This is a genomic window from Winogradskyella vincentii (assembly GCF_020166345.1).
GTDB classification, from domain to species: Bacteria; Bacteroidota; Bacteroidia; order Flavobacteriales; family Flavobacteriaceae; genus Winogradskyella; species Winogradskyella vincentii.
Genome location: NZ_JAIUJS010000002.1, coordinates 93,994 through 110,555, shown reverse-complemented (window position 1 = coordinate 110,555; position 16,562 = coordinate 93,994). Strand labels below are relative to the sequence as shown.

At 34.3% G+C, this 16,562-nt stretch carries 17 protein-coding genes; 12 read left to right on the top strand and 5 right to left on the bottom strand.

Translation table 11 applies throughout. The features are described 5' to 3' along the window. Positions 1 to 72 precede the first annotated feature (72 nt). Genes hemH through LBV24_RS03660 form a run of 6 tightly spaced genes read left to right on the top strand, consistent with a single transcriptional unit; the run spans position 73 to position 8,434 of the window. Positions 73 to 1,110: a ferrochelatase gene (gene hemH / locus LBV24_RS03685; protein WP_224477247.1), complete on the top strand. Its 1,038-nt coding sequence runs from the start codon at positions 73 to 75 to the stop codon at positions 1,108 to 1,110. Beyond that, on the top strand, positions 1,110 to 2,471 hold the full coding sequence (locus LBV24_RS03680) for an MATE family efflux transporter (protein ID WP_224477246.1): 1,362 nt from the start codon (positions 1,110 to 1,112) through the stop codon (positions 2,469 to 2,471). The genes hemH and LBV24_RS03680 overlap by 1 nt, the downstream gene beginning before the upstream one ends. A 41-nt stretch (positions 2,472 to 2,512) precedes the next feature. Then, entirely contained in the window at positions 2,513 to 5,599 is a 3,087-nt protein-coding gene (locus tag LBV24_RS03675) for a WD40/YVTN/BNR-like repeat-containing protein (protein ID WP_224477245.1), read from the top strand. 3 nt (positions 5,600 to 5,602) lie between these two features. Then, a complete protein-coding gene (locus tag LBV24_RS03670) occupies positions 5,603 to 6,151 on the top strand; it encodes a CopD family protein (protein WP_224477244.1) in 549 nt (182 codons plus the stop codon). Between the two features lie 41 nt (positions 6,152 to 6,192). After that, complete coding sequence (locus tag LBV24_RS03665; protein WP_224477243.1) at positions 6,193 to 7,647, top strand: sensor histidine kinase; 1,455 nt, start codon at positions 6,193 to 6,195, stop codon at positions 7,645 to 7,647. A 4-nt stretch (positions 7,648 to 7,651) separates the two neighbouring features. Continuing rightward, positions 7,652 to 8,434, top strand: coding sequence for an enoyl-CoA hydratase/isomerase family protein (locus LBV24_RS03660; protein WP_224477242.1), 783 nt, complete (start codon positions 7,652 to 7,654; stop codon positions 8,432 to 8,434). On the opposite strand, the gene LBV24_RS03655 is transcribed toward LBV24_RS03660, so the two are convergent. Continuing rightward, positions 8,435 to 9,859, bottom strand: coding sequence for a Gfo/Idh/MocA family protein (locus tag LBV24_RS03655; RefSeq protein WP_224477241.1), 1,425 nt, complete (start codon positions 9,857 to 9,859; stop codon positions 8,435 to 8,437). Between the two features lie 369 nt (positions 9,860 to 10,228). Here LBV24_RS03655 and LBV24_RS03650 point away from each other — a divergent pair, with 369 nt between their 5' ends. Next, the gene (locus LBV24_RS03650; protein ID WP_224477240.1) at positions 10,229 to 11,302 is read left to right on the top strand and encodes a PA0069 family radical SAM protein; all 1,074 of its coding nucleotides are present in this window, start codon (positions 10,229 to 10,231) and stop codon (positions 11,300 to 11,302) included. Positions 11,303 to 11,362: 60 nt separating this feature from the next. Here the strand turns inward: LBV24_RS03650 and LBV24_RS03645 are convergent, their stop codons facing one another. Continuing rightward, complete coding sequence (locus LBV24_RS03645) at positions 11,363 to 11,920, bottom strand: hypothetical protein (protein ID WP_224477239.1); 558 nt, start codon at positions 11,918 to 11,920, stop codon at positions 11,363 to 11,365. Positions 11,921 to 12,199: 279 nt separating this feature from the next. Here LBV24_RS03645 and LBV24_RS03640 point away from each other — a divergent pair, with 279 nt between their 5' ends. Both LBV24_RS03640 and LBV24_RS03635 read left to right on the top strand, forming a co-directional pair. After that, positions 12,200 to 13,072, top strand: coding sequence for an AraC family transcriptional regulator (locus LBV24_RS03640; RefSeq protein ID WP_224477238.1), 873 nt, complete (start codon positions 12,200 to 12,202; stop codon positions 13,070 to 13,072). A 12-nt stretch (positions 13,073 to 13,084) separates the two neighbouring features. Continuing rightward, entirely contained in the window at positions 13,085 to 13,258 is a 174-nt protein-coding gene (locus tag LBV24_RS03635) for a hypothetical protein (protein WP_224477237.1), read from the top strand. A gap of 1 nt (position 13,259) precedes the next feature. Here the strand turns inward: LBV24_RS03635 and LBV24_RS03630 are convergent, their stop codons facing one another. The 3 genes from LBV24_RS03630 to LBV24_RS03620 form a co-directional block, all read right to left on the bottom strand. Next, on the bottom strand, positions 13,260 to 13,913 hold the full coding sequence (locus tag LBV24_RS03630; protein WP_224477236.1) for an HD domain-containing protein: 654 nt from the start codon (positions 13,911 to 13,913) through the stop codon (positions 13,260 to 13,262). After that, entirely contained in the window at positions 13,913 to 14,650 is a 738-nt protein-coding gene (locus tag LBV24_RS03625) for a lysophospholipid acyltransferase family protein (protein WP_224477235.1), read from the bottom strand. Before LBV24_RS03625 ends, LBV24_RS03630 begins: the two co-directional genes overlap by 1 nt. Before the next feature lie 63 nt (positions 14,651 to 14,713). Continuing rightward, positions 14,714 to 15,124 (bottom strand): BrxA/BrxB family bacilliredoxin, encoded by a 411-nt coding sequence (locus tag LBV24_RS03620; RefSeq protein ID WP_224477234.1) that lies wholly within the window; start codon positions 15,122 to 15,124, stop codon positions 14,714 to 14,716. 118 nt (positions 15,125 to 15,242) lie between these two features. Here LBV24_RS03620 and LBV24_RS03615 point away from each other — a divergent pair, with 118 nt between their 5' ends. From LBV24_RS03615 to LBV24_RS03605, 3 genes are read left to right on the top strand one after another with little or no spacing between them, the layout of a single operon-like run. Beyond that, a complete protein-coding gene (locus LBV24_RS03615) occupies positions 15,243 to 16,034 on the top strand; it encodes a TerB family tellurite resistance protein (RefSeq protein ID WP_224477233.1) in 792 nt (263 codons plus the stop codon). A gap of 9 nt (positions 16,035 to 16,043) precedes the next feature. Beyond that, positions 16,044 to 16,232, top strand: coding sequence for a hypothetical protein (locus LBV24_RS03610; RefSeq protein ID WP_224477232.1), 189 nt, complete (start codon positions 16,044 to 16,046; stop codon positions 16,230 to 16,232). Positions 16,233 to 16,237: 5 nt separating this feature from the next. Next, positions 16,238 to 16,561: a TraR/DksA family transcriptional regulator gene (locus tag LBV24_RS03605; RefSeq protein WP_224477231.1), complete on the top strand. Its 324-nt coding sequence runs from the start codon at positions 16,238 to 16,240 to the stop codon at positions 16,559 to 16,561. Position 16,562 lies beyond the last annotated feature (1 nt).

Sequence of the window (16,562 nt, the reverse complement as noted above, 5' to 3'; positions counted from 1 at the left end):
AATATTAAAATACAATAAAACCCATTTAGTTTTGGGTAATTGAGTTGTATTTTTGCATTGCAAAAAAATAAGATGAAAAAAGGAATATTATTAGTAAATCTTGGTTCGCCAGATAGTCCAAATCCTAAGGATGTAAAAAGATATTTAGGCGAATTTTTAATGGACGAACGTGTGATTGATGTACCACTTTGGGCACGTACTCTTTTGGTAAAAGGAATAATTCTAAACACAAGGCCAAAAGCTTCAGCAAAGGCATACAAAAAGATCTGGTGGGATGAGGGATCGCCATTAATTGTTTTGTCAGAAAGACTTCAAGAAAAAGTTCAGAACCAATTGGATGTCCCAGTGGCTTTAGCTATGCGCTATGGCAGTATGACTATAAAAAAAGGTCTTCAAGAGTTAGTAGATAAAGGATGCACAGATATTAAAACCATTCCATTATATCCTCAGTTTGCTATGGCTACCACTGAAACCATTGACGTAAAAGTAGATGAACTTGTTTCAAAATATTTTCCGCAAGTAAAAATTACACGCACACCTGCGTTTTATAATAGACAAGATTATATTGATGTACTGTCTGCGAGTATAGCTGAAAAGCTTGAGGACTTGGATTATGAACATATCCTCTTTAGTTATCATGGTGTTCCAGAGCGCCACATTAGAAAAAGTGATGTAACTAACGGCAATTGTAAAATGGATGGCAAGTGTTGTTTTAAAAAGGGTAGTCTACAGCATGAGTTTTGCTACCGTCATCAATGCGAAATTACTACGATAAATGTTGCTAAAAAATTAGGCTTAAAGAACGGAACTTATTCTACAACGTTTCAATCTAGATTAGGCTTTGATCCATGGTTAAAACCATATACGGACCGCACCATTGAGCGAATGGGTAAAGAGGGTATTAAGAAAATGGCTATTGTAACACCGGCTTTTGTTAGTGATTGTTTAGAAACCCTTGAAGAAATTGCTATGGAAGGGGAAGAAATATTTCACGAAGTTGGTGGAGAAGAATTTACTGTTATTCCTTGCCTAAACGAACGAGATGATTTTGCTCAAGTACTTTCTAATATTACAATGGAGTGGATTGCCACTGAAACTGTAATTGCCTAATGGCTAAAGTAACCTCTCAAGATTTAGGACATCAACCCATTGGTAAATTACTAATAAAGCAGGCAGTACCAGCTTCTATTGGTATTTTAGTGATGTCTTTGAATATTCTTGTAGATACCATTTTTGTTGGTAATTGGATAGGATCTGTAGCTATTGCGGCAATTAATGTTGTATTGCCAGTTTCATTTTTTATTGCGGCATTAGGAATGGCAATTGGTATTGGAGGGTCATCTATTATCTCCAGAGCACTTGGTGCTGATAATCGTAAAAAGGCGCTTACAACTTTTGGCAACCAAATAACGCTCACTTTATTATTAACTGTCGCATTAGTAATCCCAGGTTTATTATTTGTTGATAGTATTATTCCTGCTTTTGGTGGTAAAGGTGCAATTTTTGGTCCTGCCAAGGTATATTATGTTATTGTGCTTTACGGTATTCCGTTTTTAGCGCTTTGTATGATGGGTAATACTGTTATCAGAGCAGAAGGCAAACCCAAATTTGCCATGTATGCCATGATGATTCCTTCCATTGGAAATTTGGTTTTAGATTATATTCTTATAAGAATATTTGATTTCGGAATGCATGGTGCAGCTTGGGCAACTACCGGTTCTTATTTACTTTGTTTAGCGTTTATTCTTTGGTTTTTTCTATCTAAGAATTCGGAATTAAAAATAACAGATTGCTTTTATAAATTGAATTTTCCAATAATTAAAGAAATTGGCAGTTTGGGATTTGTAACCTTGTCAAGACAGGCTGTGGTAAGTGTTACGTATTTGTTGATGAATAACATTTTGTTTGATTTTGGTGGTGAAACATCCGTGACAGCCTACGCAATTGTAGGTAGAATGTTAATGTTTGCCTTATTTCCTGTTTATGGTATTACTCAAGGATTTTTACCAATTGCAGGATATAACTATGGGGCAGAAAATTATAGCCGAGTCCGGGAATCAATAATGACAGCCATAAAATACGCGGCCTTACTAGCGGGAATTGTTTTTGTTTTCTTAATGATTTTTCCTGAAGCTATCACAAGCTTATTTACTCAAGACCAAGCAGTATTAGTAGAAACACCTCCAGCAATGCGATGGGTATTTGCTGCAACTCCAATTATAGCGATTCAATTAATAGGCGCGGCATATTTTCAGGCTATTGGTAAGGCAACACCAGCATTATTACTTACTTTATTAAGACAAGGCCTTTTCTTTATTCCCTTAATTTTCATTCTGCCTCATTTTTATGGTGAGTTAGGCGTGTGGATTGCATTTCCTGTATCAGATATACTTGCTACAATTGTGACAGCTTATTTTTTACATAGAGAAGTGACGTTAAATTTGTTACCAAAAGAATCAGAATCATATTAAATTCTTAATTTTAGGATTCTATAACTAACCTTTTAATTACAATGAGATTTTCTTCGTTTTTTACAGTTTTACTGTTATCATTTTTTAGTTTAAACATTCAATCACAAAATATTCAAGAAGCTGATTATGCAGCTCTAGAATATAGACTTGTTGGACCTTTTAGAGGAGGAAGAAGTGCGGCTGTTACAGGTGTTCCCAATCAACCAAACCTATATTATTTTGGTGCAGCTGGTGGTGGAATTTGGAAAACTACTGATGGTGGACGCCAATGGGAAAACATTTCAGATGGATATTTTGGCGGTAGTATAGGATCTATCACGGTTTCTAAAAGTGACCCAAATGTTATCTATGTCGGAGGTGGTGAAAAAACAGTTAGAGGTAATGTTTCTTCTGGCTATGGTGTATGGAAAAGTGTTGATGCAGGTAAAACTTGGTCGAAATCAGGTTTAGAAAAATCAAGGCATATACCAAGAATTGCAATTCATCCTACTAACCATAATATTGTGTATGCTGGTGTAATGGGTAATATTTATAAGCCAACACAGGAGAGAGGTGTTTATAAAAGTACAGATGGTGGAAAATCTTGGCGCAAAGTATTGTTTTCGAATGCACATTCAGGTGTTGTAGATTTACAAATTGACCCAACAAATCCTAGAATTTTATACGCATCAACCTGGAGGGTACAACGTACTCCATATAGTTTAAGTTCGGGAGGTGAAGGATCTGCACTTTGGAAGAGTACAGATAGTGGTGAAACTTGGACTGAGATTTCAACAAACAAAGGATTTCCTGAAGGTATTTTAGGAATTATAGGAGTAACGGTTTCTCCCGTAAACAGTCAACGTGTTTGGGCAATTGTAGAAAACAAAGACAAAGGAGGCCTTTATAGAAGTGATGATGGTGGTGAATCTTGGAATCAAGTGAATAGTGAACGAAAATTAAGACAACGTGCTTGGTATTACACAAGAGTTTACGCTGACACCAAAGATGTCAATACCGTTTATGTACTAAACGTAAGCTATCATAAGAGTACAGATGGAGGAAGAACCTTTGGGAACTATCGAGCGCCACATGGTGATCACCATGATTTATGGATTGCTCCGGAAGACCCAAATAGAATGATAATTGGAGATGATGGTGGAGCACAGGTTACTTACGATGGTGCTGAAACTTGGAGTACATATCACAACCAGCCAACTTCTCAATTCTATAGAGTGACAACAGATAATGCCTTTCCATATAGAATATATGTAGCTCAACAAGACAACTCAACAATAAGAATACCTCATAGAACAGATGGTAGATCAATTTCAGAAGATGACTGGGAAAGCACGGCTGGAGGTGAGTCTGCCCATATTGCAGTAGATCCTGAAGATAATGATATCGTTTATGGTGGTAGCTATGATGGATTTCTAACTAGGGTGAATCATAAGACAGGTACCGTAAGAGCTGTAAATGTTTGGCCAGATAATCCTATGGGTCATGGAGCTGAAGGAATGAAATACAGATTTCAGTGGAACTTCCCAATAGTATTTTCAAAACACAATCCGGATAGATTATATACTTTCTCACAACACGTTCATGTTACAGAAAACGAAGGTCAATCTTGGGATATTATTAGTCCTGATTTAACAAGAAATGATCCTGTAAAACTAAAATCTTCTGGTGGACCTATTACTCAAGATAATACTTCGGTAGAATACTACTGTACTATTTTTGCCGCTCAGGAGTCTCCGCTTAAAGAAGGGTTGTTATGGGTAGGTAGTGATGATGGCTTAATCCATGTTACTCAAGATGGAGGTAAGACTTGGGATAATGTTACGCCAAAAGGTATGCCAGAGTGGATGATGATTAATAGTATTGAACCAAGTGCGTTTGATGAGGGAACTTGCTATGTTGCTGGTACAAAGTACAAAACCGGAGATTTTGCACCATATTTATATAAAACAACTGACTATGGTAAGTCTTGGAAGAAAATAACCAACGGAATTAATGAAGAACACTTTACAAGGGTATTGAGGGAAGACCCAAAGCAAAAGGGGTTATTATATGCAGGAACTGAAACAGGAATGTATATCTCATTTAATGACGGTAAGGAATGGAAACCTTTTCAACTAAATTTACCAATTGTACCAATCACAGATTTAACAATTAAGGACAATAACCTTATTGTTGCTACTCAGGGAAGAAGCCTTTGGATGATAGATGACCTTTCCGTTATACATCAGCTTTTTAATAATGAGGTAAAAGGGAATCGTTTGTTTAAACCAAAAGATACTTATAGAATGCGTGGTGGCAGTAGAAAGGGGAGTAAGACTACTGGGACAAACCATCCTAATGGTGTTATAACCTATTTTAATTTAAAGGATGTAAATGAGGATGATAAAATATCTCTAACCTATTTTGATAAGAAAGGAGATACGATTAAAACATTTTCAAATGCTAGTAAAAAAGACAAGTTAAGCGTCAAAAAAGGGGCTAATCAATTTGTTTGGAATATGACTTATGATGGCGCTGAGCGATTAAAGGGAATGATCTTATGGTGGGCAAGTTTAGAAGGACCAAGAGCGGTACCTGGAAATTATAAAGTGAGTCTAAACGTTAATGGAGAGGAGCAATCGCAACCATTCACAATACTGGCTGATCCTCGTGCTGAGAGTACATTGGAAGATATGCAAACTCAATTTGATTTTATAAAGGATGTCAATAAGACAATGGATGAAGCACACAAATCCATAAAGAAGATTAGAAATATTAATACACAACTAAGTGCGTTTCAAAAACAATATAAAGGAGATGACAATGTTGTAGAATTGCTTAAAAAAGCAAAAACCTTGGCAGAGCAATTATCAGATATTGAAAAGGCATTATACCAGACACAAAACAGAAGTGGCCAAGATCCATTAAACTTTCCAATAAGACTTACAAATAAGTTAGGACACCTCAATTCTTTAGTTAGAATGGGAGATTTTGCACCTACAGAGCAAGATATAGCTGTAAAAAATGAGCTTACTGGAAAAATAGAAAAACAGTTAAATACATTTAATGACCTTATTAAAAGTGAGGTAAAAGAATTTAATGAAGCGTTTAACGGTTTGAATTTAAACTATTTATTTGTTGAAGATTAATAAATGGAGTATTACAATTATATTAAATCACTACATCTCATTTTTGTCATTACCTGGTTTGCTGGTTTGTTTTATATACCGCGTTTATTTGTATATCAGATAGAAGCATTCCATAAACCATCTCCAGATAAAGAAATATTGGGGAAACAACTTAAACTTATGGCCAAGCGCCTTTGGTTTATTATTACTTGGCCATCAGCAATTTTATCCACTTTATTCGCAATTTGGCTGATGATATTAATGCCAAGTTGGTTTCAACAAGGTTGGATGCATGTTAAGCTCACCTTTGTGGCTTTACTTTTTGTTTATCATTTTAAAACGCATTTCTATTATAAACAATTGCAAAGAGATGAGGTAAAGGTGAGTTCTAACTTTATGCGCATCTGGAATGAAGGTGCGACATTTATATTATTTGCAGTGGTCTTTCTTGTTATTTTGAAAAGTACAATTAATTGGATTTTCGGAATTATTGGATTAGTGGTTTTGGGAATATTAATAATGCTAGGATTTAGAATTTATAAAAACATCAGAGCAAAAAACCCAGACGCATAATTGGCTTGATTATTGCTATATTTAGTGCATTATAATCACTAATGAAGATTAAAAAACTCTCTTTAAGATCTAGAATATTTGTTGCCATGATACTTCTTGTATTATTAGCATCTATTCTAATTGCTGCCGTTACAATTTACCAATATAATGAAGAGGCTAAAGATTATCACGAAGAGCGTTTAGAGCGTAAGGAAAAGGCAATTAGGCAGAGTATTAATTTTGCAATTAAGGAAACCACCTATCCAGTTACTACAGAAAACATACCTCTGATTTTTAAGGATGAAATTTTTGATATAGATGCAATTCATAACCTTCAAATAAATCTTTATGATCTCGAAGGGCAATTACTTAAAAGCTCAAAGCGCACAATTCAAAGGGACACTACAGAAATTTGTATAGATGCAGAAATCCTTAATGCATTAGCCAATACTGTAGAACACAGACATGTGGTTAAAATTCAAGAAAATGGACAGACATTCCAATCGTCATATTCATATATCACGGATGAAAAGTTTAAGAATTTAGCCATCTTAAACCTACCTTATTTAGAGAATGATGACTTTCTAAATAGGGAATTAAATGAGTTTTTGCTTCGCCTAAGTTATGCCTATTTGGCTATGATATTGGCTGCTATTGTTTTTGCCTATTTCATATCTAAATACATAACTAAATCACTAAAAACAATTAGTGATAAAATGAATGAATTACGCTTAGAAAAACGAAACAAAAAGATTGAGATTAAAAGTTCTAGCGAAGAAATAGAAACCCTTGTAAATTCATACAACGGTATGATTGATGAGCTGGAAGCAAGTGCTGTAAAATTGGCCACTAGTGAGCGTGAACAGGCATGGCGCGAAATGGCAAAGCAAGTAGCTCATGAAATAAAAAATCCACTTACACCAATGCGTTTAAGTGTTCAGAGTTTTCAACGTAAGTTTGACCCAAATGATGAGGACATTAATCAAAAAGTTGATGAATACAGTAAGACATTGATTCAACAAATTGACACAATGAGTTCAATAGCTTCAGCTTTTTCGAATTTTGCTAAAATGCCTGCCCAGAAAAGTGAAAAACTTAATGTTGTAAGCATAGTAAAATTGGCACTAGATATTTTTAACGAAGGCTATATTACTTTTGAAACTGAATCAGATGAGATTATTGCAAAGTTTGATAGAAACCAGTTAATCCGAGTAGTTACAAATTTGGTTAAAAACAGTATTCAAGCCATACCTAGCGATATTGAGAATCCTATGATAAATGTTAGGGTGTTCTCTGAAGACGATGAGGTGAAAATTACTGTAGAGGATAATGGTAGTGGTATTACCGAGGAAACCAAATCTAAAATATTTGAACCAAAGTTCACTACTAAAACCAGTGGCATGGGTCTTGGGTTAGCTATGGTAAAAAATATTGTGGAAACCTTCAACGGAAGTATTAACTTTACATCTCAATTTGGAAAGGGAACTACATTTACAGTTTCATTTCCTAAAGAATAATACTATGAGCTATTCAAATATACTTTCCCAATCTTCAAATGGGATAACTACTATTACTATTAATAGACCAAATAAATTAAATGCCTTAAACAAATCAACAATTCAAGAGTTGCACGAGGCTTTTGATGAAGCAAATAATGACTCTGCCACTAAGGTTATTATTATCACTGGTAGTGGTGAAAAAGCCTTTGTTGCAGGAGCTGATATAAGTGAATTTGCCGATTTCAATGTTGAAGAAGGGGGTAAACTAGCAGCGCAAGGTCAAGCTTTACTATTTGATTTTGTAGAGCATCTTAGCACACCAGTAATTGCTGCTGTAAATGGTTTTGCCCTTGGTGGTGGATTAGAGTTGGCTATGGCTTGTCATTTTAGAGTAGCAAGTGATAATGCTAAAATGGGATTGCCTGAAGTTTCTCTAGGAGTAATACCAGGCTATGGTGGAACACAGCGCTTACCACAACTTGTGGGCAAGGGAAGAGCAATGGAAATGGTTATGACAGCAGGTATGATTGATGCAAATCAAGCATTAAATTACGGCCTTGTAAATCATGTTGTTCCGCAAGAGGAGTTGTTGCCATTATGCGAAAAAATAGCAGGTAAAATAATGCGTAATTCATCAATAGCTATTGCAGAAGCAATTAGAGCGATAAATGCAAATTATGAGGATGGCGTCAATGGTTTTGACGTAGAAATAGAGTCCTTCGGCAATTGTTTCGGTACAGAAGATTTTACTGAAGGTACTACGGCATTTTTAGAAAAACGTAAGGCGAATTTCCCAGGAGCTTAGTTATTTAACTTCCCAGCCTTTTCTGTAATCACGTGTTACCCATTCATTAGCTTTTTCATAGTTGGTAACTTTCATAGCTTCACCATCCCAAAGAAGTTTTCTTCTTCCAGGATAATCAAAAGGTGCCCAATCAGTTGGTTTTTTACCATCTTTTAAAACTTTATACTGAAATGCTTTTATGGCAAGATTACCCATTAAAACAGACTCAGTAAGTGGTCCGGCATATTCAAATGGCGATGATGTTTTAATACCTGATAAACAAGCTTCAACCCAATTGTCTATATGACCGTTTAATCCATTTTTAATTCGTGGTAAGGATGGTTCGGGTTTTTTGAAGTAATTCATGGTACTACTTGGTAATAGTCTCGGATTACCTGAGTAACAATCTGTAACCAACATACCCTTAGTGCCGTAAAAAACACTACCGCCACTCCAGTTACCAATAAACTCACCGTCTTTTAATTCATCTGGTAAATCTGGCATTATGCCACCATCATACCAGTTTAAATTAACCTGGCCATGTTTCTCAGTATCAAATTTCAATCTAACAATAGAAGAAGGTGGACAGGCTTTGTTATAATTGGCCTCTACAAAGTCACCAGCCCAAACTGTAGTGCAACTTGCTTCAGCTTCGTGTGGATAACCAAGACCCAAAGTTCTGAACGGTGTTTCCATGATATGGCAACCCATATCACCAAGCCCACCAGTTCCAAAATCCCACCATCCTCTCCACTTAAAAGGTAAATAAGCAGAATGATACGGTCTATTTTGTGCTGGTCCTAACCAAAGATCCCAATCAAGATGCGACGGTACGGGCTCCCCTTCATTAATATTTTTTAACCCTTGTGGCCAAACGGGTCTGTTTGTCCAGCAGTCAACTTTTTCGATAGTTCCAATAACACCTGAATCTATCCACTCTTGTGCTTCTCTAATTCCATCACTCGAACTTCCTTGATTACCCATTTGAGTCACTATGCCAGTTTCTTTGGCGACATTGGCCATCAGGCGAGCTTCATATATATTGTGGGTAAGCGGTTTTTCTACATAAGCATGTTTCTTTGCCCTCATAAACGGCAATGCAATTACAGCATGTGTATGATCAGGAGTGCCAACGGTAAATGCATCAATTTCGTTTATATGATTGTCATATAACTTTCTAAAATCCTTATACTTCTTTGTCTTTGGGTGCATTTTATAACTCCCTTCAGCCAACTTATCATCTACATCGCATAGTGCCACAAACTTTACATTTTTGTTAGAGCTAAGACCTCTTACAATTCCTGCACCACGACCACCAACACCAATAGAAGCTACATATAGAGTATCGCTTGGTGGTACATGATTTTTACCTAAAACATAACTAGGAACTATGGAGAAAGCTACAGTTGCACCAGCAGTTTTTTTGATGAATTTTCTTCGCTTCATAAAAACAAATTTTGTTGGTTAGTACCACATGAAGGTACAACAAAATTCAATAAATTATGAAAGCACATTTAGAGTGATAAAACAATTCTTTTTTTATCTGGAACTGACTATTTTATGTAACATGTAAAAGGGGCTAACCAATACAAGTATAATTAGAAATAATGGACTTAAAAACGCTAATAAAACATATAACTTTTTCATATTAATTACTGTTTATTGCAAAACTCGAATTTTTATAACTATTTAATTACAAGCGTATTAATTAATTTCTGTGCTATTTTAACCTTATAGTGAGTAATATAGAAATTGCAATTCTTAAAACTACAAGCTGTAGCCATCAATAATTAGTAATCACTTTAATTTTATTGTATGAATTCTAGAACTAAAATTAAAGGACGAGGTGCTCAACTAAATGTAAAAAACAGATTTGTTGAGTTATCTCATGAAATGAGAGAAGATTTTTTAGAATATTGTAGCAAGGAAGGAGAATTAGTTGATGGTAACAAGACAAAATATATTGATGTTTATCCGAAGACCATTGTGAATAAGGTTACTAGCCCTGATGTAGGTATGGCATATTCAATGAATCCCTATCAAGGTTGTGAACATGGTTGTATCTATTGCTATGCTCGTAACAGCCATGAATTTTGGGGATATAGTGCAGGTTTAGACTTTGAACGAAATATTCTTGTAAAAAAAGATGCGCCAATACTTCTAGAGAACATACTTAAAAAGAAATCCTGGAAAGCGAAAACCATAGTTATGTCTGGCAACACGGATTGTTATCAACCGGCAGAAAGTATCTATGAGATCACAAGGGAATGTTTGAAGGTATTTTTAAAGTATAAGCATCCCGTAGGTATCATCACAAAAAATGCTTTAATATTACGAGATTTAGATCTTATAAGTCAATTGGCCAAGCAAAACCTTATATCTGTAAATATATCAATAACCTCCCTTTCGGAGCATACGAGGCGTTTATTAGAACCTAGAACTGCAACAACTAAAAAGCGCCTCAATGTAGTTAAGAAATTAAGTGAAAACAATATCCCTGTTAATGTAATGCTGGCACCCATAATTCCTTCAATTAACAGTCATGAAATATTACCGATAGCAAAATGTGTTTCTGAAGCAGGAGCACTTAATATGGTACATACAATTGTGCGGTTAAATGGTGCAATTGGAGAAATATTTACAGACTGGATCAAAAAGTCATTACCAGACAGTGCTGACAAGGTTCTAAATCAAATTGAAGACTGTCATGGTGGTAATCTTAATGAAAGCCGTTTTGGAATTAGAATGAGAGGTGAGGGTAAAATCGCCAAACAAATAAATGACACAGTTAAGCTGGCCAAAGCAAAATATTTTAAAGGAAGGTCTATACCCAAACTTAATGATACTTTGCATGAAAATTATAAAACAAATCAACTCAAATTGTTTTAAAAAAAGAAGTGGACCTAAGTCCACTTCTCACTAAATAAAAACTAATATATAAACAACAATCTATATTCTAAATCTCTTGGTGAACACGCGGTTGTTAAACTTAACAACAGCAGTATAATCTCCCGATAAAGTTTCATCTAATCTGTATACTCCATTTAATACTTGATTACCTTTAATAGTATCAGAGTAAATTAAATTATCTTCAAAATAAAGGTTCACCTTCATTTCATTTGTATCTATTCCAAGTTTGGAAATTATTATTCTAGAATCTTCATTTCTAAAAACTGGTTTAAATATCTTTTCTTTAGCATTTGAGCTAAAAGTTACTTCCTTATTCTTCACTTTAATTGAAGTCAACTCAATTTCAAAATCCTTGTTGATTTCAATAGTATATATTCCGTTTGATAGTTGGGTAAAATCGTACAGCCTAGTTAGATTTCCATTGTATTTAACGGTACCTGAATAAATAGTATTACCTGATTCATCATAAACAGAAATCTTACTTCCTTCATTTATAAAATGGTAAGTTGGTGTTTTGTCTGTTTTCTCACTTGCGTGGCTTGTGTATGTTCCGAACATCACTGCTACTACTAAAATTCCCTTTAATAAATTTTTCATCTGTTTCATCTTTTTTGGGGTTAAACTGAATAATTAAATTTTCTTTTATCGTTTTTATTTGTTGTTGAAAATTGTTTATAAATCAGTTCTTAGGATTCAACGATACAAAGGTATTTGAGATGCTTAGTGCAGAAAACAAGAATATTGGCATATTTATATTCAAAATTAACCTTATAATTGTTTTTGTGTAGAAATTGGGTTAAAATAGTATACATTATTGATAATTGTGTATACATTTTGTTTTTGTGTTACACCTAATTTTGTATAAATGAGAAAGTTGTGAAGACGAGAAAACCTACTTTAGAGAAGATAAGCCCAGAATTTGGGAGTTCCATGCGTGTAATTAAACATGAAACTTACCTCGGCAAGAAAAAACCATTTTGGCATTTCCATCCAGAAATTGAATTAGTTTACGTAAATAAAGGGAAAGGTAAGCGCCATATTGGTAATCATTTATCATACTTTAATAATAGCCAGTTACTATTAATTGGTTCTAATCTTCCACATAATGGATTTACGGATAGATTGACTATTAATGGAACAGAAACTATTGTACAGTTTAGAGAAGAGTTTTTAGGACAACACTTTTTTAATGTACCTGAGATGGAAGCTATCAGTAATTTGTTTGATCGTGCGAAGAGTGGCATACTATTCGGTGTTAAAACAAAACAAAAATTCGGTAAAAGAATTGAAAAGCTTTCTGAGAAAGAGGGATTTAAAAAAATATTGCTTTTACTTGAGATTTTGCATGGCTTAGCAAAGTCCGAAGACTATGTGATTCTTAATGCAGATGGGTATGCTTTTGAAACAGAACCTCAAGATAGTGCCAAAATAGATATCATTTTTAATCATATAAATGATAATTTCAAGGAGCACATTAGTTTAGATGAAATAGCTGATAAGGTTAGTATGACAGTACCTGCTTTTTGTAGATATTTTAAAAAGGTAACAGGGAAGACTTTTACCAAGTTAGTAAATGAGTATCGTGTCGTACATGCTACAAAATTGTTATCAGAAAGTCAAATGAGTATTACAGACATTTGTTATGATTGCGGGTTTAATAATTTTTCTCATTTTAATAAGTTATTCAAGGAATTCACTGGTAAAAGTGCATCCAAATATAGAGGTGAACTAAAATTGATGGTACAATAAAAGAATTTAAGTATGGACAAGAAAATAGATGTGGCAATAGAATATTACACGTCCAAAGGGCAGAAAATTCTAGACAAGGTTAATAAAAGAAACAATGTAAGTGCTGATGAGTTAATTAAATTGGGTGAAGAAATGGCCATAATTGAATATAAATTAACTGCGCTTGAGATTGCAAAGACCAATTAATTTATAATTTCCCATTCCATTCACTATAAAATCGGGTTAAAAACTCTTCCATATAATTATGTCTATCTGAGGCTATTTGCATACCTGTTTTGGTATTCATTTGGTCTTTTAGTAATAACAGTTTTTCATAAAAATGATTAATGGTTGGAGCTTTAGAATTTTTATATTCATCCTTACTCATATTGAAGTTTGGCTTAATTTCAGGATTGTAAATAGCTCTGTTTTTAAACCCACCATAGTTAAAACATCTGGCTATTCCTATGGCTCCAATAGCATCTAACCTATCTGCATCTTGTACAACCTCCATTTCTTTTGAGGTAAACTGAAATCCTTTTTCAAAAGTGTTTTTGAATGACATGTTTTTTATAATGTTTATAACATGCTCTATAACCACACTATCGACATTATTTTTAATTAGGAATGTACTAGCTTTTTTAGGGCCTATGGTTTCGTCACCTTCATGAAATTTAGAATCTGCAATATCATGCAATAATGATGCTAAGGCAACAACTTCTAGATTAACGTTTTCTTGTTTTGCAATGTGTAAAGCATTATTAAAAACACGTTCGGTATGAAACCAATCATGGCCTCCTTCAGCATGTATTAATTCTGACTTAACGAAGTTCTTAGTCTTTTCAATTAATTCAATATTCATTAAACTACAATATGTGATGTTATGGTTTTTTCAATTTCCGATATTAACTTCAAATGATCGGATTGCTCACTCAGTTTAATGGGTTTATGAACAGTATATTTAATGTTGGCACCAATACCCATTGGAAATTTACCATATCTTAAGGTTTTCCATGAATTGTTTATGGTAATAGGAACGACCAGCGCACTTGGCATATGATTAAACATGGTTATCAAACCTTTTGTTTTAAATGGTTTAGGATTTCCATCTCTACTTCTGGTTCCTTCGGGAAATATTACTGCAGCCCATTTATTTTTTTCAACCCGCTGTGCAAATTCTTCGATTGCTTTTATTGAACCTAAAGCATTTTTTCTGTCAATGAGAACAGATCCGCCATGCCTTAGATTATAAGAAACACTCGGAATCCCTTTGCCTAATTCTTTTTTGCTGATAAACTTTACATGATGTTGTCGCAGATACCAAATTAGTGGTGGGATATCATACATGCTCTGATGATTTGTAACAAGTATTAAGGGAATACCCTTATCAATTTGATGAGGATTATTAAAAGTAAATCTAGTTCCTAAAATATTAAGACATCTTAACAGGAAAAACTGAAGAAAGTCTACACTTATTTTGTGAGCTTTATATCCAAAAACATTGTTACAAAACCATTGTATTGGATGAAATACAACCAAAGTCAGCCCAAAAAAAATGAAGTAAATTACTGTAATAGGATAGGCAATTATTTTTTGCATGGCACAAAATTAAAAAACCACGATAAAAATCGTGGTTTTTTTAAATACTTCTTATTTATGGATCTAACAATGATCGTTATAAGCATCCATTAGATTTTCTGCAATTAATTCTGCAGGTCTTCCTTCAATATGATGACGCTCTAACATATGCACCAATTCACCGTCTTTAAATAATGCCATACTTGGCGAACTTGGTGGAAATGGAATCATAAATTCTCTTGCTTTATCCGTAGCCTCTTTATCTACACCTGCAAATACAGTAACTAAATGGTCAGGACGCTTTGCATTTTGTAAGCTCATCCTTGCTCCTGGTCTTGCATTAGCTGCGGCACAACCACAAACAGAATTTACAACTACTAAAGTCGTTCCTTCTTTTGCTAATGCACTTTCTACAGCATCTGTTGTATGTAATTCTTCAAAACCAACGTTTGTTAAATCTTCTCGCATTGGTTTCACTAATTCTGCTGGATACATATTATAATTTTTTAATTAACACTTTTTAGTTTCGCAAAGATACCAAATGTGTAACAAATAGTTAATCGTATACACTAACAAATAGTATATTTATGCATTCATAAAAACTATAGTAAAAATGAGTTTTGCAAAATGGATAGGAGGAGCAATTGGGTGGTCATTTGGTGGCCCAATAGGTGCTATAATTGGATTGGCAATAGGGAGTTTTGTTGATAACATGGCAGATGCTGGTAGTCCTCTTATTGGTGAAAGACAAACAGGAAGAAAAAGGCGTGATCCTTACAGAAGGATGCCTAATTATGACAAGCAACGCAGACGACCTAAGACACAGTCGGGAGATTTTGAGGTAAGTCTACTTATTTTGGCTTCAATTATCATAAAGGCTGATGGTAAACAAGATCAGCGAGAATTAGATTTTGTACGCCAACAGTTCAGAAATATGTATGGTAAAGAACGTGCTAACCATGCCTTTGATTTGTTTAAGCGAATTACCAAACAGAATGTATCTAAGCGTCAAGTTTGTTTACAGATAAAACAGATGATGGATCATGCCTCGCGTTTGCAGTTATTACATTTTTTATTTGGTATAGCCAAAGCAGATGGTCATGTTACCGAAAGAGAAATAAAAGAAATTTACACTATATCTGGGTATTTAGGAATAAGTAATAAGGATTACGAAAGTATTAAGGCAATGTTTTATAACAGTACTGATAATGCCTATAAAATACTTGAGATAGATAAGTCAGTTTCTGATGATGTTGTTAAAAAAGCTTACAGGAAAATGGCTAAAAAGTACCACCCAGACCGCGTAGGTCACTTAGGAAAAGAACACCAAGAAGGTGCAGAGGAAAAGTTTAGACAAGTCCAAGAAGCATACGAGCACATCCAAAAGGAAAGAGGCTTTAAATAATCTTATCATATGATTTGGGTATTTGGCACCATATTCATTTTTGTTTTTGCCTTTGTGATTATAAAGCTTACAATAAACACAAAAGAAAACCCAGATTCTAAATTGAGAATTTTAGAACATCCGAGTAGTTTTAAAAAACAAGATGTTGAAATGGTAGATGATAGCCTTAAGGAAGTCAATTCAGAGCATTTAAATTAGATCTTATGAATGAAGACGAATTAATATCTAAAATAGAGGAGGAGATTAGTGCAACAGAGAAAAAGATTAAAGACCTACAAAATCTAACTAAGCCTATTTCTCCTAGTGATGCAATTGGTAGAGTGAGTAGAATGGATGCTATCAATAACAAAAGCGTAAATGAAAACTCATTGCGTCAGGCAGAGGTTAAACTCAGCAATTTAAAACGTGTATTAGAAAACGTTGGGACCCCAGATTTTGGGATTTGTGTAAAATGTAAAAACCAAATTCCAATTGGTAGAATTCTCATTAGACCCCAAAGCTTGCTTTGCGTTAATTGTGCCAGATAAT